This window comes from Enterobacter sp. WP_7_1 (genome assembly GCF_003688535.1).
GTDB classification, from domain to species: domain Bacteria; phylum Pseudomonadota; class Gammaproteobacteria; order Enterobacterales; family Enterobacteriaceae; genus Enterobacter; species Enterobacter asburiae.
The window spans coordinates 347,369-370,040 of record NZ_REFK01000001.1; the positions used below are offsets into that span (position 1 = coordinate 347,369).

At 55.1% G+C, this 22,672-nt stretch carries 25 protein-coding genes; 13 read left to right on the forward strand and 12 right to left on the reverse strand.

Going from position 1 to position 22,672, the window contains the following annotated elements; all coding sequences use genetic code 11:
• Nucleotides 1-5 precede the first annotated feature (5 nt).
• On the forward strand, nt 6-1,070 hold the full coding sequence (locus BJ885_RS01675) for a sugar ABC transporter substrate-binding protein (protein WP_121931050.1): 1,065 nt from the start codon (nt 6-8) through the stop codon (nt 1,068-1,070).
• An 89-nt stretch (nt 1,071-1,159) separates the two neighbouring features.
• The gene (locus BJ885_RS01680; protein WP_183128601.1) at nt 1,160-2,401 is read left to right on the forward strand and encodes an LVIVD repeat-containing protein; all 1,242 of its coding nucleotides are present in this window, start codon (nt 1,160-1,162) and stop codon (nt 2,399-2,401) included.
• A gap of 62 nt (nt 2,402-2,463) precedes the next feature.
• On the opposite strand, the gene mtnK is transcribed toward BJ885_RS01680, so the two are convergent.
• Nucleotides 2,464-3,663 (reverse strand): S-methyl-5-thioribose kinase, encoded by a 1,200-nt coding sequence (gene mtnK, locus BJ885_RS01685; RefSeq protein WP_121931052.1) that lies wholly within the window; start codon nt 3,661-3,663, stop codon nt 2,464-2,466.
• 104 nt (nt 3,664-3,767) lie between these two features.
• Between mtnK and mtnA the strand changes: the two genes are divergently transcribed.
• Complete coding sequence (gene mtnA, locus BJ885_RS01690; RefSeq protein WP_121931053.1) at nt 3,768-4,784, forward strand: S-methyl-5-thioribose-1-phosphate isomerase; 1,017 nt, start codon at nt 3,768-3,770, stop codon at nt 4,782-4,784.
• Nucleotides 4,785-4,826: 42 nt separating this feature from the next.
• Nucleotides 4,827-5,297 (forward strand): SRPBCC family protein, encoded by a 471-nt coding sequence (locus tag BJ885_RS01695; RefSeq protein WP_029740120.1) that lies wholly within the window; start codon nt 4,827-4,829, stop codon nt 5,295-5,297.
• A 59-nt stretch (nt 5,298-5,356) separates the two neighbouring features.
• Here BJ885_RS01695 and BJ885_RS01700 read toward each other — a convergent pair whose 3' ends face one another.
• Genes BJ885_RS01700 through BJ885_RS01710 form a run of 3 tightly spaced genes read right to left on the reverse strand, consistent with a single transcriptional unit; the run spans nt 5,357 to nt 7,196 of the window.
• Nucleotides 5,357-5,899: an acireductone dioxygenase gene (locus BJ885_RS01700; RefSeq protein ID WP_023315605.1), complete on the reverse strand. Its 543-nt coding sequence runs from the start codon at nt 5,897-5,899 to the stop codon at nt 5,357-5,359.
• On the reverse strand, nt 5,896-6,585 hold the full coding sequence (mtnC, locus tag BJ885_RS01705) for an acireductone synthase (protein WP_121931054.1): 690 nt from the start codon (nt 6,583-6,585) through the stop codon (nt 5,896-5,898). Before mtnC ends, BJ885_RS01700 begins: the two co-directional genes overlap by 4 nt.
• Nucleotides 6,582-7,196, reverse strand: coding sequence for a methylthioribulose 1-phosphate dehydratase (locus BJ885_RS01710; RefSeq protein WP_121931055.1), 615 nt, complete (start codon nt 7,194-7,196; stop codon nt 6,582-6,584). The genes mtnC and BJ885_RS01710 overlap by 4 nt, the downstream gene beginning before the upstream one ends.
• Before the next feature lie 122 nt (nt 7,197-7,318).
• On the opposite strand from BJ885_RS01710, the gene BJ885_RS01715 reads away from it, so the two are divergent.
• Nucleotides 7,319-8,479 carry a pyridoxal phosphate-dependent aminotransferase gene (locus BJ885_RS01715; RefSeq protein ID WP_121931056.1) on the forward strand — a complete coding sequence of 387 codons (1,161 nt, stop codon included), beginning with the start codon at nt 7,319-7,321 and terminating at the stop codon, nt 8,477-8,479.
• Nucleotides 8,480-8,749: 270 nt separating this feature from the next.
• On the opposite strand, the gene BJ885_RS01720 is transcribed toward BJ885_RS01715, so the two are convergent.
• Nucleotides 8,750-9,649 (reverse strand): DNA-binding transcriptional repressor CitR, encoded by a 900-nt coding sequence (locus BJ885_RS01720; RefSeq protein ID WP_029740124.1) that lies wholly within the window; start codon nt 9,647-9,649, stop codon nt 8,750-8,752.
• Nucleotides 9,650-10,272: 623 nt separating this feature from the next.
• Here BJ885_RS01720 and ahpC point away from each other — a divergent pair.
• Together ahpC and ahpF are read left to right on the forward strand one after the other, a co-directional pair.
• On the forward strand, nt 10,273-10,836 hold the full coding sequence (ahpC, locus tag BJ885_RS01725; protein WP_008501015.1) for an alkyl hydroperoxide reductase subunit C: 564 nt from the start codon (nt 10,273-10,275) through the stop codon (nt 10,834-10,836).
• Between the two features lie 128 nt (nt 10,837-10,964).
• Nucleotides 10,965-12,530, forward strand: coding sequence for an alkyl hydroperoxide reductase subunit F (gene ahpF, locus BJ885_RS01730; RefSeq protein WP_058841803.1), 1,566 nt, complete (start codon nt 10,965-10,967; stop codon nt 12,528-12,530).
• A gap of 60 nt (nt 12,531-12,590) precedes the next feature.
• Here the strand turns inward: ahpF and uspG are convergent, their stop codons facing one another.
• Nucleotides 12,591-13,019 carry a universal stress protein UspG gene (uspG, locus tag BJ885_RS01735; RefSeq protein ID WP_023310731.1) on the reverse strand — a complete coding sequence of 143 codons (429 nt, stop codon included), beginning with the start codon at nt 13,017-13,019 and terminating at the stop codon, nt 12,591-12,593.
• Nucleotides 13,020-13,199: 180 nt separating this feature from the next.
• Between uspG and BJ885_RS01740 the strand changes: the two genes are divergently transcribed.
• A complete protein-coding gene (locus BJ885_RS01740) occupies nt 13,200-14,438 on the forward strand; it encodes a zinc-dependent alcohol dehydrogenase (protein ID WP_121931057.1) in 1,239 nt (412 codons plus the stop codon).
• Between the two features lie 8 nt (nt 14,439-14,446).
• On the opposite strand, the gene yldA is transcribed toward BJ885_RS01740, so the two are convergent.
• Both yldA and rnk read right to left on the reverse strand, forming a co-directional pair.
• A complete protein-coding gene (yldA, locus tag BJ885_RS23535) occupies nt 14,447-14,536 on the reverse strand; it encodes a small membrane protein YldA (protein WP_274518173.1) in 90 nt (29 codons plus the stop codon).
• Nucleotides 14,537-14,675: 139 nt separating this feature from the next.
• Entirely contained in the window at nt 14,676-15,086 is a 411-nt protein-coding gene (rnk, locus tag BJ885_RS01745) for a nucleoside diphosphate kinase regulator (protein ID WP_121931058.1), read from the reverse strand.
• A gap of 267 nt (nt 15,087-15,353) precedes the next feature.
• On the opposite strand from rnk, the gene BJ885_RS01750 reads away from it, so the two are divergent.
• On the forward strand, nt 15,354-15,971 hold the full coding sequence (locus BJ885_RS01750; protein ID WP_023310735.1) for a flavin reductase family protein: 618 nt from the start codon (nt 15,354-15,356) through the stop codon (nt 15,969-15,971).
• On the opposite strand, the gene rna is transcribed toward BJ885_RS01750, so the two are convergent.
• Complete coding sequence (rna, locus tag BJ885_RS01755; protein WP_121931059.1) at nt 15,965-16,774, reverse strand: ribonuclease I; 810 nt, start codon at nt 16,772-16,774, stop codon at nt 15,965-15,967. The genes BJ885_RS01750 and rna overlap by 7 nt on opposite strands.
• A gap of 94 nt (nt 16,775-16,868) precedes the next feature.
• Complete coding sequence (gene dcuC / locus BJ885_RS01760; RefSeq protein WP_023310737.1) at nt 16,869-18,236, reverse strand: anaerobic C4-dicarboxylate transporter DcuC; 1,368 nt, start codon at nt 18,234-18,236, stop codon at nt 16,869-16,871.
• 394 nt (nt 18,237-18,630) lie between these two features.
• Between dcuC and pagP the strand changes: the two genes are divergently transcribed.
• Together pagP and cspE are read left to right on the forward strand one after the other, a co-directional pair.
• Nucleotides 18,631-19,248, forward strand: coding sequence for a lipid IV(A) palmitoyltransferase PagP (gene pagP, locus BJ885_RS01765; protein WP_121931060.1), 618 nt, complete (start codon nt 18,631-18,633; stop codon nt 19,246-19,248).
• 190 nt (nt 19,249-19,438) lie between these two features.
• Nucleotides 19,439-19,648: a transcription antiterminator/RNA stability regulator CspE gene (cspE, locus tag BJ885_RS01770; RefSeq protein ID WP_002439184.1), complete on the forward strand. Its 210-nt coding sequence runs from the start codon at nt 19,439-19,441 to the stop codon at nt 19,646-19,648.
• A gap of 219 nt (nt 19,649-19,867) precedes the next feature.
• Here the strand turns inward: cspE and crcB are convergent, their stop codons facing one another.
• Nucleotides 19,868-20,251, reverse strand: a complete 384-nt coding sequence (gene crcB, locus BJ885_RS01775; protein WP_023310740.1) for a fluoride efflux transporter CrcB — start codon at nt 20,249-20,251, stop codon at nt 19,868-19,870.
• 67 nt (nt 20,252-20,318) lie between these two features.
• Here crcB and BJ885_RS01780 point away from each other — a divergent pair, with 67 nt between their 5' ends.
• Both BJ885_RS01780 and tatE read left to right on the forward strand, forming a co-directional pair.
• Entirely contained in the window at nt 20,319-21,107 is a 789-nt protein-coding gene (locus BJ885_RS01780) for a deaminated glutathione amidase (RefSeq protein ID WP_121931061.1), read from the forward strand.
• A 125-nt stretch (nt 21,108-21,232) separates the two neighbouring features.
• Nucleotides 21,233-21,436, forward strand: a complete 204-nt coding sequence (gene tatE / locus BJ885_RS01785; RefSeq protein ID WP_023310742.1) for a twin-arginine translocase subunit TatE — start codon at nt 21,233-21,235, stop codon at nt 21,434-21,436.
• 81 nt (nt 21,437-21,517) lie between these two features.
• Here tatE and lipA read toward each other — a convergent pair whose 3' ends face one another.
• Nucleotides 21,518-22,483 (reverse strand): lipoyl synthase, encoded by a 966-nt coding sequence (gene lipA, locus BJ885_RS01790; RefSeq protein ID WP_013097595.1) that lies wholly within the window; start codon nt 22,481-22,483, stop codon nt 21,518-21,520.
• Nucleotides 22,484-22,672: the final 189 nt, after the last annotated feature.

Below are 22,672 nucleotides of genomic sequence, written 5' to 3' on the forward strand. Positions count from 1 at the left end.
AAAAAATGAAAAAGATTGCACTCTCTTTGGTGGCACTTGGGTTGCTCACTGCTCTGCCAGGCTTCGCGGCTACGCCCGCGCCGCTTCCGGCTGCCATTGCGAACCATGACGGCCCGATCCGCATCGCGGTGATCCGTAACCTTGGCTCAGACGACAACACCACGCAGTTTATTGCCGGGGCAATTCAGGAAGGAAAAAAGCTCGGCTTTAAGGTCAGCACCTTTTTAAGCAACGGGGACGACGCCAAATTCCAGGACTTCGTTAACCAGGCGATCAGCCAGAAATATGACGGGATTATTCTCTCTCAGGGGCGCGATCCGTACTCCACCGCGCTGGTGAAGAAAGCGGTGGATGCCGGGATCAAAGTCTCCGTCTTTGATACGGCGGTTAACGGCGAGATCCCTGGCGTGACCGTTACCCAGCAGGACGATGCCTCCCTGACGAACCTCTCCTTCGGCCAGCTGGCGAAAGATTTCAACGGCAAGGCCAATATCGTCAAGCTGTGGGTGGCGGGCTTCCCGCCGATGGAGCGTCGTCAGGCGGCCTATAAAGTGCTGCAAAAGCAGTATCCGGACATCAAAGAGCTGGAGTCAATCGGCGCCGTCTCCTCTGACGTACAGGGTGATACCGCCAACAAGGTGGGGGCGATCCTCGCGAAATACCCGAAAGGCAAAATCGACGCCATCTGGGGCACCTGGGACGCCTTCAGCCAGGGCGCGTATAAGGCGCTGAAAGAGAACGGCCGCACCGAGATCAAGCTCTACAGCATCGACATCTCCAACCAGGATCTGCAGCTGATGCGCGAGCCGGGCAGCGCGTGGAAGGTGAGCGTGGCGGTGGATCCGAAGCTGATTGGCGCGACGAACGTGCGCCTGGTGGCGAACAAGATTGCCGGGGAAGCAACGCCTGCAACCTACGATTTCAAAGCGGCGGCCATTCCACAGGCGCAGCTGACCGCCCAGCCGGGCCCGGTGAACGTCGCGTCTCTGGGGAAAATCATTCCGGGCTGGGGCCAGACGGAAGATTTTATCGCGCCGTGGTTTGCGACGCTGGAAGCGAAAAACAATTAAAACCAGGCCGGGTGGCGTCAGGTGTGGCCTGATGCCCTCACCCCGGCCCTCTCCCACAGGGAGAGGGGGAAAACCCAAAGGAGCTAACGGTGACACAAGTACCCCTTCCAGAATACAGCCGCAATATGCGGCTGATTGGCCATAGCGACCAGGGCGGTCGCCCGGACGGCGTGCAGCTGATGGTGCATCGCGGTTTCGCCTATATCGGCCATATGGTGTCGCAGGGCTTTTCGATTGTCGACGTGCGCGACCCGAAGAACCCGAAAGCGGCGGGCTACGTGCCCGCGCCGCCCGGCACCTGGAACGTGCACCTGCAGGCGCATGATGACCTGCTGCTGGTGATTAACGCCCGGGATCTGTTTGCCGATGCCCGCTTTGCCGACGAGAAGGTCTACTACACCCGCCAGGTGGGGGAGACCGTCAGCGACGTGCAGGACAAAGTCTGGAGCGCCGGGCTGCGGGTGTTTGATATCTCCGCGCCGGACAGGCCGCGCGAAATCGGCTTTCTGTCGCTGAGCGGCATCGGCATCCACCGCATCTGGTACGTCGGCGGCCGCTGGGCCTACGTGTCGGCGCTTATCGACGGCTTTACCGACTACATTTTCCTGACCATCGACCTGGCGGACCCACGTAAGCCTGAAGTGGCGGGGCGCTGGTGGCTGCCGGGGATGAACCAGGCGGAAGGGGAGACGCCGAACTGGCCGGAAGGGAAACGCTACGCGCTGCACCACGCGATTATTGCGGGCGATACCGCCTACGGCAGCTGGCGCGACGGCGGCCTGACTCTGCTGGACGTGAAGGACCGCACCCGGCCGAAGCTGATTAGCCACCGCAACTGGAGCCCGCCGTTTGGCGGCGGGACGCACACCGCGCTGCCGCTGCCGGACCGCGATCTGCTGGTGGTGCTGGACGAAGCGGTGCTGGATAACCAGGAGGACGGCGAAAAGCTGATCTGGCTGTTTGATATCCGCGAGCCGTCGAACCCGGTCAGCATCTCGACCTTCCCGCAGCCGGATGAAACCGACTACGTGGCGAAAGGGGCGCATTTTGGCCCGCATAACCTGCACGAGAACCGGCCGGGGAGCTTCGTCAGCTCGACGCTGATTTTTGCGACCTATCAGAACGCGGGCGTACGGGCGTATGACATTTCCAATCCGTATCGACCGGTGGAAACCGGTGCGCTGGTGCCGGCCGCGCCGGAGAGAATGATGGACACGCGGCCGAATCGCCCGCAGGTGATCCAGTCGTGCGACGTGTTTGTGGATGCGCAGGGGATTATTTACAGTACGGACTATAACGGCGGGCTGTCGGTGATTGAGTATTTGGGGTAAGTGCGGTTTTATGCCCTCACCCCGGCCCTCTCCCACAGGGAGAGGGAGAAAACCAAATGTAATCAGCTGTACTGCCGCACCCGTGCCACCAGATCTTCCGCGCTGTCGATGCGATCGGCAATGACAATCAGCGCTTTACCAAGCGTTATGGCGTGGCGCAGGCACTCGTGGCGCATCGCCTCGTCCTGAATGGTGTCGATATCCGCGACGTGGGAAAGCCCGACGCTGCGGCGAATGAGCTCGGTGCCGCAGAAGCCGATGGCGTCATGCCAGACCTTTTTCAGGAACGCGGAGGCATAGCCCGGTGCGCCGAGCGCGGCGTCGCGCGTTTTCTCGTTTGCCAGCGCCTGGAAGCGTTCCGCGAAGGTGTTCCACAGCTCCTGAATATCGGTCAGGCGCTGCTCGCGCGCAGCGGCGGCATCGCGAATGCCCAGGTGCCCCGGCAGGCCGCAGAAGTTTAGCAGCAGGTTGCCGATGGCGGTGCCGACGTCAAAGCCAATCGGGCCAAAGTAGCCGAACTCGGCGTCGATGGCCTTCAGGCTGCCGTCGGCCACAAAAATCGAGCCGCTGTGAATATCGCCGTGCAGGAGCGCTTCGGCGTGCGAGAAGAAGCGGTGCTTCAGGGAGGCCACGGCAATTTTAAGCTGAGCATCGTCGCGCAGGGCCGCGACGTCATTTTCCAGCTCGGCCGGGTAGCTGTTGCGCTCGTGGATCTGGTACGGATCGTTGAAGAACAGATCTTCGGTGATCTCGCACATCTCCGGGTTGATGAATTTCGCCACCTGCGCTTTTTTCGCGTGCGGGTGCAGGTAGAAATCGCTGGTGTGGAACAGCGCGTGCGCGAGGTATTCGCCCAGCTGCTGCGCCGCCTGCGGGTAGTAAATGTTGTTGATCAGCTCGCCGCGCCAGATGCGATGGCTGGAGAGATCTTCCATCACCATCACCGCCAGCTCCGGGTCAAAGTGGTGGATTTTCACGGTGTGCTGCGGGCTGTGCTGGTAGTGCTCGACCAGGGTTTGCGCTTCAAGACGGGCTCGGTCCAGCGTCAGCGGCCAGGACTCGCCGACGCAGCGCACGTAGGGCAGCGCCTGCTTAACGACGATGCGGCTCACGCCCGCGCCGTCGAAAATTTTGAATACCAGATTGAGGTTGCCGTCGCCTACTTCCTGCGCCTCTACCAGCGATGAAGGATCGTCAAGTCCGCCAAACTGCCTGGCATACTCCACGGCGTCCTGAGCGGTAAAGGTACGGTATTGCGACATGGCCTGCTCCTCACGAGTTTTCTAATTAAGACATGTAGACGTCTATACATCTGGATTTCATCCTGACACAATGTGCTACAACAACGCAACAGGGAATTAACGACATGCAGACATTACAGACGACCAGCCTGCGGGTGGCGGATAATCAGCTCTTTATTCTCGATCAGCAGGCGCTTCCGCAGGAGAAACGCTGGCTGGATGCCTCGACGGTCGAGGCGCTGGTCGGGCATATCCACGCCCTGCGCGTACGCGGCGCGCCGCTGATTGGTCTCTCTGCAAGCCTGCTGCTGGCGCTGCTGGCGGAAAACGGCAAAAGCCGCGACGAGCTGGCGGCGGCGCTGGAAACCCTGCGCGCCTCCCGCCCGACGGCGGTGAACCTGATGAACAATCTCGACCGCATGAAGATTGCGCTGTGGCAGGAAGAGTATGTTCCGGCGCTGGTGGCGGAAGCGCTGCGCCTGATTGACGAAGACAAACGTCTTTGCGACGCGATTGCCAAAGCCGGCAGCGCGCTGGTCAAGCCCGGCAGCCGTCTGCTGACCCACTGCAACACCGGCGGGCTGGCAACGGCGGGCGTCGGCACCGCGCTGGGCGTGATTGCCCGCGCGCATCATGACGGCAACGTCAGCAGCGTCTGGGTGGATGAAACCCGTCCGCTGCTGCAGGGCGGCAGACTGACCGCATGGGAGCTAGGCGAGCTGGGCGTGCCGTATCAGCTGATTACCGATTCCATGGCCGCCAGCCTGATGGCAAAAGGGCAGGTAGACGCCGTGTGGGTGGGCGCAGACCGTATTGCCGCCAACGGCGACGTGGCGAACAAGATCGGCACCTATTCTCTGGCGGTGCTGGCGAAATTCCACGGCATTCCGTTCTACGTTGCCGCCCCGCAAACGACCCTCGATCCGGACTGCCCGAACGGTGACGCGATCCCGATTGAGCAGCGCGCCGCCAGCGAGGTGACGGGCGTGGCGGGAAGCTTTGGCGCGGTGCAGTGGGCGCCGGAAAACGCGCAGGTCTATAACCCGGCGTTTGACGTTACGCCTGCCTCGCTGATTAGCGGCTGGGTGCTGGACACGGGCGTGGTCACGCCGGAAGCGGTGGCAAACGGGAAATTCGCCTGAGTCCGGCTATCCTTTAAGGGGTTCCCTTAAGAGGACAATATCGTGACGCTCGATCCTGAAACTGACTTAAAACTGGAGCGCGTGGTGGATGCACCGCGCGACCTGCTGTGGCTGTGCTGGACCACGCCGGAACACATCAAAAACTTCTTCATTCCTGCTCCCCATAAGGTGACCGAATGCGACCTCGACCTGCGCGTGGGCGGGCGGTTCAACACCGTGTTTGATGTGGACGGGCAGCGGATGGATAACCGGGGCGTATTTCTTGAAATCGACCCGGGTAAAAAGCTGGTCTTTACCGACGGCTATACCGAAGGCTGGAAACCGGCCGAGAAGCCGTTTATGACGGCGATCCTGCTGCTGGAAGATGTGGGTGAGGGCAAGACCCGCTACACGGCGATTGCGCGTCATCCAACGAAGGAAATCCGCGAACAGCATGAACAAATGGGCTTCCACGAAGGGTGGGGGATTGTGCTGGATCAGCTGGTGGGGTATGTGAAAGGACTGAAGCGTTGAAGCTCGAGCGGCCTGATGCCCTCACCCCGGCCCTCTCCCACAGGGAGAGGGAGAAAAGATTATGCTAACCGTGGATACGCATCCGCGATGGCATCGCCCGTAAACTGGGCCACCCAGCCTTCCGGATTGTCGAAAATACGAATGGCGGTAAAGTTCGGCTCGGAGCCCATATCAAACCAGTGCGGCGTGCCCGCGGGAACGGAAATCAGATCGTTTTTCTCACACAGCACCTGATACACCTCATCCCCAATGTGCAGGCAGAACAGCCCTGCGCCTTCCACGAAAAAGCGCACTTCGTCTTCGCCGTGGGTATGTTCGTTCAGGAACTTCGCGCGCAGCGCCTCTTTCTGCGGGTTGTCGGCGCGCAGGCTGATCACGTCCCAGCTCTGATAGCCTTTCTCTGCCACCAGCTTGTCGATCGCATGCTGATACGCCGCGATCACGGCTTCGGGCGCGGGATCGTGGCCTAAATCGCGATCCGCAGCCCAGCGTTCAAACCGCACGCCTTTGGCGTTGAGCTGCTGGGCGATCTCGGCGGCGTCGGTGCTGTGCCACTGGTGTTGACTGGCATCTTTATCGGAATAAATGGTCAATGCGCTCATGAAGGGATCTGCTCCGGATTAATCTCGTCAAACTGGTGGACCTGATGGTGATGGCTTGCGCCGTCATCATCGCCGCGAATCAGCTGCAGGGTGCGAAAACCTGCCTGTTCAGCCGCGTCCAGCTCCTGGTGAATATCGGACAGGAACAGGATCTGCGACGGGGCGATGCCCGTTTGTGCCGCAATGTTCTGATAAGACTGCATTTCGCGCTTGGCGCCGATGTGGGTATCAAAATAGCCGCTGAACAGATGAGTAATATCACCTTCGTCGCTGTAGCCAAATAACAGTTTCTGCGCGGCGACGGAGCCAGAGGAATAAACATAGAGATCAATCCCTTGCGCTTTCCACTTTTCCAGCGCAGGCAGTACGTCCGGATAGAGGTGGCCGGTAAAGTCGCCGTTCACGTAGCCGTCATGCCAGATAATTCCCTGAAGGGCTTTAAGCGCCGTGGATTTGCGGTCCTCATCCATAAAGGCAAAAAGGGCCTCGATAAGCTCGCTGACGCTGGCGTGCGGGTTACCGATTTCATCACGCAGGTTGTCCAGAATGGATTTGACCGGCTCGGCGTACTGCTGCGCGGTCACGAAGGCCGCCAGCCGCTCACGCGCGTAGGGGAACAAAACGTCATGGACAAAACGGATATCGCTGGTGGTCCCTTCAATATCCGTCACAATCGCGCGAATCATACTCTCTCCAGTTGTCGTAAACGCATTTCGCATTCAAATAAGAATTCTAGTCCTTCCAGATGACGGCGGGCCTCGGCCACGTCGCGTCCCCAGCAGGTTAAGCCATGACCGCGCAGAAGAAAACCATAATTAAGCGGGCGTTCCTGTGCGTAATGGGCGATTCGGGAGGCGAGGGCGTCAATATCCTGGTCATTATCAAAGACCGGGATAGCCACCGTATCCAGATGCGTGGTCTGCCCGGAGAGGGACTTTTGCATCTCAAAGCCGCAGATGTTGAGCTCGGCTTCTTTGACCAGACGCGACAGCACCGTGGCGTTGACGGTATGAACGTGCAGGACGGCGTTGGCTTCCGGGAACAGGCGATAAATAAGGGTGTGTAGCCCCGTTTCGGCTGATGGCTTACGGCCAGACGGCGCCCGGTTGGTGGCGATTTCAACCTGCAGAAAATCCGCCGTTGTCAGGCTGCCCTTGTCTTTGCCAGATTCGCTGAGCCAGCAGAGGCGTTCGTCCTGGCGCACCGACATATTGCCGCCGGTGGCGGGGGCCCAGCCTTTGGCGCCAATCCAGCGGCAGGCGTCGACAAGATGTGTGAGTTGCAGGTTGTCTGTCATTTCCTTTTACCCTCGCGGCCAGGAATATTCATATGGTTTAGACGTCTAAGCGTCTTGATTGCCAAAGACTAACATCGTGTTATAGTGGCAGCAACATAAGTATTACAAGCAGGCACGACACAATGAGCAATAACGCATTGATTCCGCAGAGTAAACTTCCCAATCTCGGTACTACCATCTTTACGCAGATGAGCGCTCTGGCGCAGCAGCACAACGCCATTAACCTTTCTCAGGGCTTTCCGGATTTCGATGGCCCGGCGTACCTACAGGAGCGTCTGGCGTACCACGTGGCGCAGGGGGCGAATCAGTATGCGCCGATGACGGGCGTGCAGGCGCTGCGGGAAGCCATTGCGGATAAAACGGCGGAGCTGTACGGCCATAAGCCCGATGCGAACACCGACATTACGGTGACGGCAGGGGCGACCGAAGCGCTCTATGCGGCCATCACCGCGCTGGTGCGTGCGGGCGATGAAGTCATCTGCTTTGATCCGAGCTACGACAGCTATGCGCCTGCGGTTGAGCTCTCAGGCGGCGTGGTGAAGCGCGTGGCGCTCCAGCCGCCGCATTTTCGCCCTGACTGGCAGGCGTTTTCCGCGCTGCTGAGCGACAAAACCCGGCTGGTGATCCTGAATACCCCGCACAACCCGTCGGCGACGGTGTGGCAAAAGGCCGATTTCGCCGCGCTCTGGCAGGCGATTGCGGAACGTGAAATTTACGTGCTGAGCGATGAGGTCTACGAGCACATCTGCTTTGCAGAAGAAGGACACGCCAGCGTGCTGGCCCATCCACAGCTTCGCGAGCGCGCTATCGCCGTCTCGTCATTCGGTAAGACTTACCACATGACCGGCTGGAAAGTGGGCTACTGCGTTGCACCTGCGGCTATCAGCGCTGAGCTGCGCAAGGTGCATCAGTACCTGACCTTTGCCGTGAACACGCCGGCTCAGCTGGCGCTGGCGGATATGCTGCGTGCCGAGCCGGAGCACTATCGCGAGCTGCCGCACTTCTATCGTGAACGTCGGGATCTGTTTGTGGCGGCGCTAAGCAAAAGCCGTCTGGAAATTTTGCCCTCAGAAGGGACCTATTTTCTGCTCGCCGACTACAGCGCGATATCGGATCTGGACGACGTGAGTTTCTGCCAGTGGCTGACGAAAGAGGTGGGCGTGGCCGCCATTCCGCTGTCGGTGTTCTGCGCCGATCCTTTCCCGCATAAGCTGATCCGTCTTTGCTTTGCGAAGCAGGAATCGACGCTGCTGGCGGCGGCAGAGCGTCTGAACACGCTCTGATTATTTCACCGTCCAGGCTTCTGAGTCACGGCGGTCTGCAAACAGCTCCAGCAGACCGTTGATTTGCCTGAGGCGCAAGACTTCATCGCCGTCCATTCTCAGCGCCTTGCTTATTCTCATCCTGCGGAATAAATACCAGACTGTAGCGCCAATATTAAAGAGAGGATGATATCAGGCAATAATTAAGTGGATATATGCCGCTTAATTCTATAACGGTGATGCCTTTTTAAAGACGTGGTTCTCATTTTGTGCGAGAACCACAGCAATATCTTACGGTAAGGATATCTCTTCAATAAAACTCGCGAATGCCGAGCTATTGAGCGCGGAACGGTTGTACATCATGTAAATATCAATACTGGGGAATTGAATATCTGTTTCCACTTTGCGCAGGTTGAGGGCTGGTCCATATTTTTCGAAGGCCGGCATAGGCACTAATCCTATGAGGTCGGATGAACCGATCATCGACAGAAGGGATATAAAAGAGTCGCTACGATAGACAATATTTCTTTTGGTTAACAGGCTTTCGGCCTTTTCCTGATAGTCTTTGAAGCTGTTCTCGTCGTTCAGGTAGGCGGTAAAGTTTTCATTCAGAATCTCTTCACGCGTGGGATTTTCGCTGAGGCGGGGATGGCCCTCCCGACAAACGAGAACGAAAGGAAGCTTATGGTAGAGGCTACAGGCGACGGAATGACTGTTAGAGGACGAAAACGAAAATATCAGGTCGGCTCTTCTGTAGGCTAAGAGATCTTCCGCTGAATCAGATGAAAGAAAAACATCATGTAATTCAATTGAATAGTTATGGTTGTCCATGAGCAGTTTTATAGGGTCAAGCGTTGCTTTCGTACTCATAAAATGCGGGCAGTAAATGACAAAATTCTTCTTTAACCCGCTGCTGTGCATGATATTGATAGTCTGCTCCAGCTGGTTCAGGTTCTGTTCCAGATGATGATGCAAATTGACGCCGACGGTCGTGGGCGTGATCCCTTTACCGGAACGGATAAACAGAGGATCGTTGAGTTGCCCTCTCAGACGCTGCAGTGACTGGCTCACGGCAGAGGGTGTGATATACAGCGTCTCGGCGGCTTTACTGATACTAAGGTGCTGGTAAATGCACTCGAAAATGACTAACAGATTAAGATCGAATTTTTTAAGGTCATACAGGTTTGCCATGTTTCGTCCTGAGGGTGCTGCGTTTGCTGTGGTTATCATATAACTGATAACAATAGTTTGAGGCTAACCATTTATAATTCTTTCGGTTAATTCTCTTAGTTTTAAATTAAAACCACCTTAATATATCACGGTGGCAGATTATTGAAATAGCGCTTCAAAGGTGAGGAGGATAATTTTATCTTAAAAGAGGGAGTGATCGTATTAAATGACAATTGTCATTTATATATTGTGATAGTTTTATAATAAAAATAAATTTATAACGCTACGGAATGGTGTTCGACACAACCTATCACAGCCATAGGCAGGAATGCCTCTCTTATGGATTGCTCAATCCCTGCGCGGGTGGTGTAATCAAAAGGCTGTTACCGCCTTGATATAAAGGGTTGTAGAGCGCAACGCAACGCCAGTTTCGGCTGGCACTGAATGTACCTGCGGGGAATTCAGGTATCAGGGCCGCCCGTTGAGGCGGCCTTTTTACTTTCAGGCTTTCCTGTAAAAGGTTCACCTTGTTGTCTTGTCGACGTTGTAAGGTTTGGCTGATTGATTTGATAAAGCATACGCATTAGCCCCGATGAATAAAGTTGGTTACCTTACATCTCAACGAAAACACGGAGGAAGTACAGATGTCTTTGATTAATACCAAAATTAAACCTTTCAAAAACCAGGCGTTCAAAAACGGTGAGTTCATCGAAGTTACCGAGAAAGATACTGAAGGCCGCTGGAGCGTCTTCTTCTTCTATCCGGCTGACTTTACCTTCGTTTGCCCGACTGAACTGGGTGACGTTGCAGACCATTACGACGAACTGCAGAAGCTGGGCGTAGACGTTTATTCTGTCTCTACCGATACCCACTTCACCCACAAAGCATGGCACAGCAGCTCTGAAACCATCGCGAAAATCAAATACGCGATGATCGGCGACCCGACTGGCGCCCTGACCCGTAACTTCGACAACATGCGTGAAGATGAAGGCCTGGCAGACCGCGCCACCTTCGTTGTTGACCCGCAGGGCATTATCCAGGCTATCGAAGTTACCGCTGAAGGTATCGGCCGTGATGCTTCTGACCTGCTGCGTAAAGTGAAAGCTGCTCAGTACGTGGCTTCTCACCCAGGCGAAGTATGCCCGGCGAAATGGAAAGAAGGCGAAGCGACGCTGGCTCCATCCTTAGATCTGGTTGGTAAAATCTAAGTTTTGCCCATCCGGCAATCAATGGGCGCCCCCCGCGCCCATTTCATTCCAGCACCATGATGCAAGTTGCATTCAGGCCGCCCGTATAAGGCAGCTTGCATGATGACGTCTTAAGAGAGGGAAGAACAATGCTCGACACTAACATGAAAACCCAGCTCAAGGCCTACCTTGAGAAACTGACCAAACCCGTTGAGCTGATTGCTACGCTTGACGACAGCGCCAAATCGGCAGAGATCAAGGAACTGCTGGCGGAAATCGCCGAGCTGTCGCCGAAAGTGACCTTCAAAGAAGATAACGCGCTGCCGGTCCGTAAGCCCTCTTTCCTGATTACCAACCCAGGCTCCGACCAGGGACCGCGCTTTGCCGGCTCGCCGCTGGGTCACGAATTTACCTCACTGGTGCTGGCGCTGCTGTGGACCGGTGGTCATCCGTCGAAAGAGGCGCAGGCGCTGCTGGAGCAGATCCGCGATATCGACGGTGATTTCGAATTTGAAACCTATTACTCGCTCTCCTGCCACAACTGCCCGGACGTGGTGCAGGCGCTGAACCTGATGTCGGTCCTGAACCCGCGCATCAAGCACACGGCGATTGACGGCGGTACCTTCCAGAATGAAATCACCGATCGCAACGTGATGGGCGTTCCAGCGGTCTACATGAACGGCAAAGAGTTCGGCCAGGGCCGTATGACGCTGACCGAAATCGTTGCCAAAGTGGATACCGGTGCTGAAAAACGTGCGGCGGAAGAGCTGAACAAACGGGATGCCTACGACGTGCTGATCGTCGGTTCCGGCCCTGCCGGCGCGGCGGCAGCGGTGTACTCCGCGCGTAAAGGTATTCGTACCGGCCTGATGGGCGAACGCTTTGGCGGCCAGGTGCTCGATACCGTGGACATCGAAAACTACATTTCCGTGCCGAAGACCGAAGGCCAGAAGCTGGCGGGGGCGCTGAAGGCGCACGTCAGCGACTATGACGTAGACGTGATCGACAGCCAGAGCGCCAGCAAGCTGGTTCCGGCAGCGGTTGAGGGTGGTTTACACCAGATTGAAACCGCGTCCGGTGCGGTGCTGAAAGCGCGCAGCATTATCATTGCCACCGGTGCGAAATGGCGCAACATGAACGTTCCGGGTGAAGATCAGTACCGTACCAAAGGCGTGACCTACTGTCCGCACTGCGACGGCCCGCTGTTTAAAGGTAAACGCGTGGCGGTGATCGGCGGCGGTAACTCCGGCGTGGAAGCGGCTATCGACCTGGCGGGGATTGTTGAGCACGTTACCCTTCTGGAGTTCGCTCCAGAGATGAAGGCCGACCAGGTTCTGCAGGATAAAGTTCGCAGCCTGAAAAACGTCGACATCGTACTGAACGCGCAGACCACGGAAGTGAAGGGCGACGGCAGCAAAGTGACCGGCCTGGAATACCGCGACCGCGTGAGCGGCGACGTGCACAGCGTTCAGCTGTCAGGGATCTTCGTGCAGATTGGTCTGCTGCCAAATACCACCTGGCTGGAAGGCGCGATTGAGCGTAACCGCATGGGCGAAATCATCATCGATGCGAAATGTGAAACCAGCGTGAAAGGCGTGTTTGCGGCGGGCGACTGCACCACCGTGCCGTACAAACAGATCATCATCGCCACGGGCGAAGGGGCGAAGGCGTCTCTGAGTTCGTTTGACTATCTGATTCGCACCAAAACCGCATAACAGAAGAAAGTAAGGCTACACCTGCAATAGCGAGAGGCCACCGAAAGGTGGCCTCTTTTTTTATCTTACGACCATCACCGGTATATGGGTGTGGCGGATCACGCTGGAGGCGTTAGAGCCCAGCAGATGCGTGGTAATGGAAGGGTTGCGCGAACCGATGACCACCACGTCTGCTTTCAGTTCGTTCGCCAGTTCGTTTACCGCATCGCGTACGCTGCCGAATCTGACGTGCGTTTTGATGCGAGAAGGGTCGATGCTGAAGTGGCTGACCATGGTTTGCAGGCGAGTTTCCGCTTCATGCTGCAAATGCTCCTCGAAGCGACGCACGTCGGCGGCAAAGCGGTGCAGGCTCAGGCTGGCGGAGCCCGGCAGTACGTGCAAAAGATGGATAACACCGTCCTGCTGCGCCAGGAACTCCGCATGGCGAACGGCCTTGTCGCTCAGCTCCATCTCAAAAACATCAACCGGCATAATGATTCTCTGATACATACCCGTTTCTCCTTGTTTATAAACGCTGAACTCATTCAACCATAAAATAAAAGTGGTTTCTGTAAGCGCCCCGTCAGTTTTCTTATCTCGCCAGGATAAATCTCAAAAGGCCCATATTCCGGGGCAGACCTTTAGGGGTAGCTACCCTTATACACTTACCTGGAACCTTTCGGAGGTCGCATGAAAGCACTTACGTATCACGGTCCGCACCATGTTCGCGTCGAGAATGTCCCCGATCCCATTATCGAGCAGCCCGACGATATCATTTTGCGCGTCACGGCCACGGCGATCTGCGGCTCCGATTTGCATCTCTATCGCGGAAAGATCCCGAAGGTGCAGCACGGCGACATTTTTGGCCATGAGTTTATGGGGGAAATCGTCGAGTGCGGCGCAGAGGTGAAGAATTTGCAAAAAGGCGATCGCGTAGTGATCCCCTTTGTCATTGCCTGCGGAGACTGTTTCTTCTGCCGTCTGCAGCAATACGCGGCCTGCGAGAATACCAATGCCGGGCAGGGCGCCGCGCTGAACAAAAAGCAAATTCCCGCGCCGGCCGCGCTGTTTGGCTACAGCCATCTCTACGGCGGCGTGCCGGGGGGACAGGCGGAATATGTCCGTGTGCCAAAAGGCAACGTCGGGCCGTTTAAGGTCCCGCAACTCCTTTCTGATGATAAGGCGCTGTTCCTGTCCGATATTTTGCCCACGGCCTGGCAGGCGGCAAAAAATGCGCAGATTGAAAAAGGCTCAAGCGTAGCGGTTTTCGGCGCCGGGCCGGTGGGGCTACTGACTATTGCCTGCGCACGGCTGTTAGGGGCTGAGCAGATCTTTGTTATCGATCACCACCCGTACCGTTTGCGATTTGCCGAGGCGCGTTACGGCGCAATCCCCATCAATTTTGATGATGATAACGACGCAGCGGAAAAAATCATCGAGCAAACCGCTGGCCAGCGCGGCGTTGACGCCGTGATTGATGCGGTAGGGTTTGAAGCGAAAGGCAGCACCACCGAAACGATCCTCAGCAATCTTAAAATTGAAGGTAGCAGCGGCAAAGCGCTGCGGCAGTGCATTGCTGCCGTTCGACGCGGTGGCGTGGTTAGCGTACCCGGCGTGTACGCCGGGTTTATTCATGGCTTCCAGTTTGGCGATGCCTTTGATAAGGGGCTGACGTTTAAGATGGGCCAGACGCACGTCCATGCCTGGCTGGGCGAGCTGCTGCCGCTGATCGAAAAGGGGCTGCTTACGCCGGAAGAGATCGTGACTCATTATCTTCCCCTTGCTGATGCGGAACACGCCTATAAGGTATTCGAAAAACGGGAGGAGGAGTGCCGGAAGGTGATTCTGGTCCCTGGTGCAGAAACGCCCGAGGCCGCAGAGCAGAAAGTTAAGGGCCTGGTGAATGCTTTCCCCGGTGGGGTTGCATAAATACTCGCCTAGCTGTGGCGTTCAAGATAAAGCACGGCCATGACGATAATCGCCGCAATAATCAGAAAAATAAGTGTGATAGCCAGTATCTCACTCATGACCGTCCCCACGGCACCAAAACAGATTAAGCGTGGATTAAGGGCTTTTTGCGCGATATAAGAAAATGGGGTGAATTTACGGAAAGAGGATGCGGCTGCATCCTCTGTGCAAAGCGGGTGGGCGCTTGTTCAGAAGTGGTTAACGCAGGTAATCGCCCGCGGCTTCTGGCTGGTAGAGCAACGCCAGCACTTCAAGATGGGCAGAGGTACCGCCCGGCAATTCCCAGTGGATGGTATCACCCGTGCGCAGGCCCAGCAGTGCGGCACCCACAGGCGCAAGAACAGAAAGCTGGGCGCTGCTGTCGGTCATCTGAGCCGGGTAAACCAGCGTGCGGGTCAGCTCTTCACCGGTGGTCAGGTTGCGGAATTTTACCTGGCTGTTCATGGTGACCACGTCATGCGGCATCGTCTCAGGCGTGCACATCTGCGCCCGGTCGAGCTCCTCATTCAGGGCGTCGGCCACGGGAAGTGAGGCAAATTCTGCTTTTTCCAGCAGCCTGTCGATACGTTCTGCGTCGAGCTCGTTGATGATAATTTTAGGTCTGGACATTTTTACTCCATGTCGTTAATGCTGCGCGTAACGCAGAAACCAATCCAAAAGAAAACCCTCGCCGTCTGGCAGCGAGGGTTTAACTCTCCCGATGATACTGGCTGAGCGCGCAAGTTTGAAGTGATGAAGGTCACATTCATGGTCCATATGAATTTTCGCTGAAATTTATTCAATCTTCATTCCGGGCGGAATACGTTACGCTGAGTGTCCTGAACCCGGGCGTTGCGCGAAGCGCAATTCGCGCCAGCCCACCAACGAGAGAGAATTATGTATTTCTACCAACCGTCTCAGGGTCACGGCCTGCCGCACGATCCGCTGAACGCCATTATTGGTCCACGTCCGATCGGCTGGATCTCCTCATGCGATAAGGCCGGTCAGCTCAACCTCGCACCGTATAGCTTCTTTAACTGCTTTAACTATCGCCCGCCGATCATCGGCTTTTCCAGCAACGGCTGGAAGGACAGCGTGCGTAATATTACCGAAACAAAGGAATTTGTCTGGAACCTGGCGACGCGCGATCTCGCGCAGGCGATGAACCAAACCTCAGCAATGCTTCCCCACGACCGGGATGAATTTAGCTTTGCCGGGCTAACGCCAGCGGCGAGCCAGCTGGTCAATGCGCCCCGCGTCGCCGAAAGCCCGGTGAACTTTGAGTGCCGCCTGTCGCAGTGCATTCAGCTTACCGGTGCCGACGGCACGCCGGTCGATACGTGGCTGGTGCTGGGGGAGGTGGTCGGTATCCATATTGCCGAAACGCTGCTGGAAGAGGGGATATACCAGACGGCTAAAGCGCAGCCCATCCTGCGTGCGGGTGGGCCGACGGCGTATTATGGCATCAGTGATGAAAACCGGTTTGATATGGTGCGCCCGGGCGCGGATCAGTAACCGGCTTTATCAATTACGAACTGTTTTCCGCAGTTACCCGGATGTGGCTGCGGTGCAAATGACGCCGATGAAAGCGGGTTGTTAATGGTGTCCGCCTTAAGCGAAATCTGCATCTCGGTCAGATACGCCGGATTGCCGTTGCAGGTCAGCTTGAACGCTTTGATGTTCTCCTTGCCCCAGCTTTTGGCAACGGCACTGTCAAAGTCGCTGCGATTGACGGGTTTCCCGTAGTTATCGGCGAGGAATTTACCGACCGCGCTGCTTTTAACTTCCTGATTCATCCGCACCATCGTGCCGAAATAGGCATCTGGATCGAAACCAAAGCAGACGCCATGTTTGGCATATTCGTAACGTTCCAGGCAGGAATTACCGCCCGCACCCGGCATGACGTCGTTGAGCTTAGCGGCAGCGGAAAGCGACAGTCCGGTTTCGGCAGCATCGCATTTGCGGCTGGCCTTCACTTCCGGCATGTTCGGAATGGGGCGCGTGGCACAGCCGAAGCGCATCCATCGACGTTCATCCACGCCGCGTGCGGCAATAGATTTTGGCAGGCCAGGCCATAGACCGTGGACGGTCAGAAAATCGGCTTTATTATCGCGCTCTTTTTGCAGGCGACATTCGTCAGGTTCATTGCGGTTGCGCTCGAGCATGCTCTGGCAAAACCCGGTTTGCCAGGACAGAGCCAGCACATAGCGATCGAAATCGCCATACTGTGTTGCCTTCAGCGGTTCCGCCTGTGCGGAGAAGAGACAGAGAGAAAGCGCCATTGCGCCAGACGGGATGACGATATCCTTCCTGAACATATGATTTCCTGATCGAATGAGCACGATTTATTTCTGGAAGTTATTAAAGCACAAAAAGCGCCCGGAGGCGCTTTTTGGATATCCATAATTTAGCTTAGGCCGCGCCGGGTACCAGCACTTCCGTGGCGATAATCACGATAATCAGGCCAACTATAACGGGCACTGAAGTGCGTTTGACGACTTCGAATGGCGAGATTTTCGCCATCCCGGCAACGGCGACGACCACACCCGATACTGGCGAAATGGTACGGCCGAGGTTTGACGCCTGCAGCATGGGAATGGAAAGGTAGGCCGGGTTAATACCGGATGAGTGGGCCAGTTTCGGGATCATCTCAACGAAAGCGTAGAAAGGCGCATTACCGGAACCGGTGGTCATCGCCGCAAGCATGGTGAGCACCACCAGAACCAGCATCAGGATAATGCTGGCCGAGCCGAATGAGGTGGCGATAGAAATCAGGCTCTGGATAAAGCCGATCGTGCTCAGACCCTGGGCAAAAACGCCCGCGGCAACCAGCAGGATCACCACGCCAGCGAAGGCATCCGCCATACCGCGATACGCAACTTCCAGACCCGAGAAGACTTTTTGCGTGTTAAAACCGCGCACAAACTCCAGCACGGCTGCCAGCAGCATACAGATGACCAGAATGGTGATGATGTGCAGCTGTGGACCCCATTTGCCGTCAAAAATCAGCACTCCGACGATCGGGGTGAACGGCAGAATGGCATAGAACGCGGGAGCGGTCGTGGTGATTTCACTCACGTCCATCATTTCATGGCTGATGTTTTCTTTCTTATCGAGATAGCGCTGCCAGAAGAAATGCGCGATCCCCATGCCCACGATGGCAACAATCGAGATCGGTAACGTGGTTTTAAAGGCGAAGTCGATTAGAGACATCTCCGCCGCCTTTGCCGCCAGCACAACGTCGCCGGAGGTTGGGGAGAGAATAATCGCTGCCGGAGACGCGCAAATTGCCGCGGCCGCGCCACGGCTGATACCGACGTTCACCATGACCGGGAACAGCGTCGCCATGAGCAGTACGCCAAGTCCGGTAGCTGACGAAACGGCCAGCGACATGAGGCAGGCGAGGAAATAGGCCGCGACCATCAGCAGATACGGCGAGTTGATGTATTGCAGGGGTTTGGAGGCAAGCTTAACGACCATGTCGTTGGCGCCGATGTGGGTCATGTAGGCTGCAAAACCGCACAGCATCATGATCATCATACCCAGGTCACCGCCGCGGCTCATGAGCAATATTTTAATGTATTCAACGATATCTGTAGCAGTGTAACCGGTGCTGGTTGCGCTGGCAGGTAACACCTGGTGCCCCATTATTGCGCTGATAATCAGCAGCGTTAAACCGCCGACAAATAATACGCCCGTGGCCGAGTAGCCTTTAATGATGTAGCGTGCGACGCCGACAATGACGACGACTCCAATAAGGAGTTCGAATAATGTAAGCATGATTTCCCCTGTATCTCTGCTGCTATGGAGCACAAAAAATCAATAAAAAAAAGAAGGATGAAAATGTGCCGAATAATTGGCCTGTTCTTGCTGATTAAAATCAATAAACAGACGACTAGAGAACTGAACAACCGTGTTTTTGCCATGGCCCATACATTTATGTCATGCGGCCCTTGACCGTCAGAAATAGCGCAACACTTCCCTTTAATGATAACAAATTGTTAATGTTTTGTGTGGTTTTGCATGTCGCTGATTAACAAGGCTTAATGGAAAAAGTCACACCCCTTGTGGGCTTAATTGCACGTATCTCTCGCTTTCTTTAAGAATATTCCCGGAAAAAGCCCGAATAATTAGGAATAACGCCGATGCCGTTAAGCCTTGATTCAACTATTTTATGGTAAACTTTGCCTCGAATACTAAGAATGGTAATTGCATTGTGATCGTACGTAATACATTTTTCTCTATTTTGTTGTTTATTTTTGGGCAGTTAACGTTTTCTTCTGTTGCACAGGCAGAAGGCAACGCGGCGGATAAAGGCTGGTTCTCAACCTTTACGGATAATGTTTCCCAGACATGGACGGCACCTGAACATTACGATCTCTATGTTCCGGCAATAACGTGGCATGCGCGTTTTGCTTATGACAAAGAGAAAACCGATAAATACAACGAGCGTCCGTGGGGCGCGGGTTTTGGCCAGTCGCGCTGGGATGAAAAGGGAAACTGGCATGGCATTTATCTGATGGCCTTCAAAGACTCGTTTAATAAATGGGAGCCGATTGGGGGGTATGGTTGGGAGAAAACCTGGCGCCCGCTAGCGGACGAGAACTTCCACGTCGGTTTGGGCTATACCGCCGGGGTCACTGCACGTGACAACTGGAACTACATTCCGATACCGGTCCTGCTGCCTTTGGCCTCTGTTGGCTATGGTCCCGCAACGTTCCAGATGACCTACATCCCGGGTACGTACAACAACGGTAACGTTTACTTCGCCTGGATGCGTTTTCAGTTTTAACTGACAAAACGTTACATGCTGGTGATAAAACGCGCAGGTGTTGATTCATAAGCGATAAAAATCTGTCAGTGAAAATTAACGCGACTTTAGTCACTTTTTATCAAAGATCCGCTGGACAAAAGGTCCCACAATTGATGTACTGATAACCGACACAGCATTTGTGTCGTTTTTTAATGTAAAGGTAATTTTGATGTCTAAGATTAAAGGTAACGTTAAGTGGTTTAATGAGTCCAAAGGATTCGGTTTCATTACTCCTGAAGATGGCAGCAAAGACGTGTTCGTACACTTCTCTGCAATCCAGTCTAATGGTTTCAAAACTCTGGCTGAAGGTCAGCGTGTAGAGTTCGAAATCACTAACGGTGCCAAAGGCCCTTCTGCTGCTAACGTAATCGCTCTGTAATTCAGACGCGTCAGCAAGAATTTCAAAACCCGCTCACTGAGCGGGTTTTTTTCGTCTTGAATCAGCCAAGCAGATACATTTTCAGGAAGCTGGCTACGATCAGCACGCTCAACAACACCATTCCTGCGCTCATCAGACTCTGTTTCATTCTGTCACCCTCGTTCAGTACTGCATCCAGAGTGACAGAGAAAAATTAAGCCAACATTAACGGTTCGGCTGTTAATGCGCGCTTGCGGAAGAAAATAGCCAAAATGCGATCCCCGTCATCGCAAACGAGCCGAACATATTGATCGCCATATTCATCAGCGCCCAGCCGATACGGCCTTCCTGAAAGAGAAAAACCGTTTCCGCAGAAAAGGTTGAGAAGGTGGTTAATCCACCGCAGAATCCGGTGGTAATCAATACCTTCCACATTGGGTCGATGTGCGTCATTCGGTTAAACCAGGCCAGCCCCATGCCAATGATAAAGGCGCCAATCAGGTTTGCGGCAAGCGTCCCCATAGGAATCGCCTGATGCAGGGGGTTAAACCGCATACTCAGAAACCATCGCGCAACGCTACCCGTTCCCCCACCAATAAAAACGGCTAAAAGTAGTTGTAACACGCTAAATACCTGCTATTTGATGTGTAAGAGTAGCGAGTTTAACGCCGTTTATGATGAGGGGACAAATATGTATGTAGCGGTAGGGCAATTTGTGGTCACGCCTGACTGGCGTGAAAATGCGCTCACGTGCGTCGAACTGATGATGCAGGCCCGGCAGAAAGGCGCGTCGCTGCTGGTTCTCCCCGAGGCGCTGCTGGCCAGGGATGATAATGACCCGGATTTATCCGTGAAGTCCGCGCAGCCGCTGGACGGCGAATTTTTGCAGCTGCTGCTTGCCCAGAGCGCGGGCAATACGATGACGACGATTTTAACGATCCATATACCCTCAACGCCGGGTCGGGCAGTCAATACGCTGGTGGCGATTCGTAACGGGACCATCGTCGCACGCTACGCCAAGCTTCATCTCTATGATGCGTTCAGCATTCAGGAGTCGCGTCGCGTTGACTCCGGAAACAGTATCCCCCCGCTGCTGGAGATTGACGGATTTAAGATCGGGCTGATGACGTGCTATGACCTGCGTTTCCCCGAGCTGGCGCTCCGTCTGGCGCTGCAGGGGGCGGACGTACTGGTGCTGCCTGCCGCGTGGGTCAGAGGGCCGTTGAAAGAGCACCACTGGGCAACGCTGCTTGCGGCGCGCGCGCTGGATACAACCTGCTATGTCGTTGCCGCAGGGGAATGTGGCACGAAAAACATCGGGCAAAGCAGGGTGGTTGATCCGTTGGGGGTTACGATCGCCGCCGCCGCTGAAGCCCCGCATTTGATGGTGGCGGAGATAAACTTAGAGAGAATTGCGCTTGCGCGTCAGCAATTACCTGTTCTTCGCAATCGTCGGTTTGCGCCACCGCAATTATTGTGATGTTTTTTTCAACAATGCTTGATTCACCTTGTTACAGATTGCTATTGTGTGCACGCGCTAAATGACCGTTAATACAGTCAGGTTTTGGCGCTGAATGCAGCCTGTTTTAAGTAAAGAAGGTATCTATGGGTGAGATTAGTATTACCAAACTGCTGGTGGTTGCCGCACTGGTCGTCCTGCTGTTTGGTACCAAGAAGTTACGCACGCTGGGTGGTGACCTGGGGGCTGCCATCAAAGGCTTTAAGAAAGCGATGAACGATGATGATGCAGCGGCGAAGAAAAGCGCCGAGGATGACGTCCCGGCAGACAAGCTTTCTCACAAAGAGTGACAGCAACGCCTGAGGGCTTGCGAAAAAAAACCGGCTCAAGAGGCCGGTTTTTTTGTATTACTGTAAATGAATATTACAGCATTATTTAACTTCTTCGCCTTTAGCCTGCATATCGGCATGGTATGAGGAGCGAACGAATGGGCCGCAGGCAGCATGGGTGAAGCCCATCGCCATCGCTTCGGCTTTCATTTCATCGAATTCGTCCGGGCTTACGTAGCGCTGTACCGGCAGGTGGTGGCGGCTTGGCTGCAGATATTGTCCCAGGGTCAACATGGTCACACCGTGGCGGCGAAGATCGCGCATCACCTCGATGATTTCATCATTGGTTTCACCCAGGCCCACCATCAGACCAGACTTGGTCGGAATATGCGGATGCGCTTCTTTGAAACGCTCCAGCAGTTTCAGGGACCAGTTATAGTCAGCGCCAGGACGGACCTGACGGTAAAGACGCGGCACGTTCTCCAGGTTGTGGTTAAACACATCTGGCGGCGTTGCGGTCAGGATATCCAGCGCGCGGTCCATACGGCCGCGGAAGTCAGGGACCAGCGTCTCGATTTTAATGTTAGGGCTTTTCTCGCGAATAGCCGTAATGCAGTCGGCGAAGTGCTGAGCACCGCCGTCACGCAGATCGTCACGGTCAACTGACGTGATAACCACATATCGCAGCGCCATGTCGGCGATGGTCTGCGCCAGTTTCTGGGGTTCGTTAGCATCAGGCGCGACTGGACGGCCATGCGCAACATCGCAGAACGGGCAGCGGCGGGTGCAGATAGCACCCAGAATCATAAACGTCGCGGTACCGTGATTGAAACATTCAGCAAGGTTCGGACAAGAGGCTTCTTCGCATACGGAGTGAAGGCCATTCTTGCGCATCGCCGCTTTGATCCCCTGGATACGCGAAGAGTCAGCCGGAAGTTTGATTTTCATCCATTCCGGTTTTCTTAACAGCGCCTCGCGCTCTGTAGCCACGTTTTTAACCGGGATAAGGGCCATTTTATCGGCATCGCGGTATTTAACACCGCGTTCCATCACAATGGGTTTACTCATAGCGTGCGTGTTCCAGTTGCGAATATCGAAGGAAAGCGTTTCAATTCAAGGGAATGTTGTATTTATCAACTATTTTTGAACGAACGACAGGCAGTATATCATTGAAACGGTCGTTAAAGCAGCCTGCCAGATCGCCAATTTGTAAAATAGTTGTTGTTTTGTGCCTTTTGCCCTGCGGGTTGCAGGGAC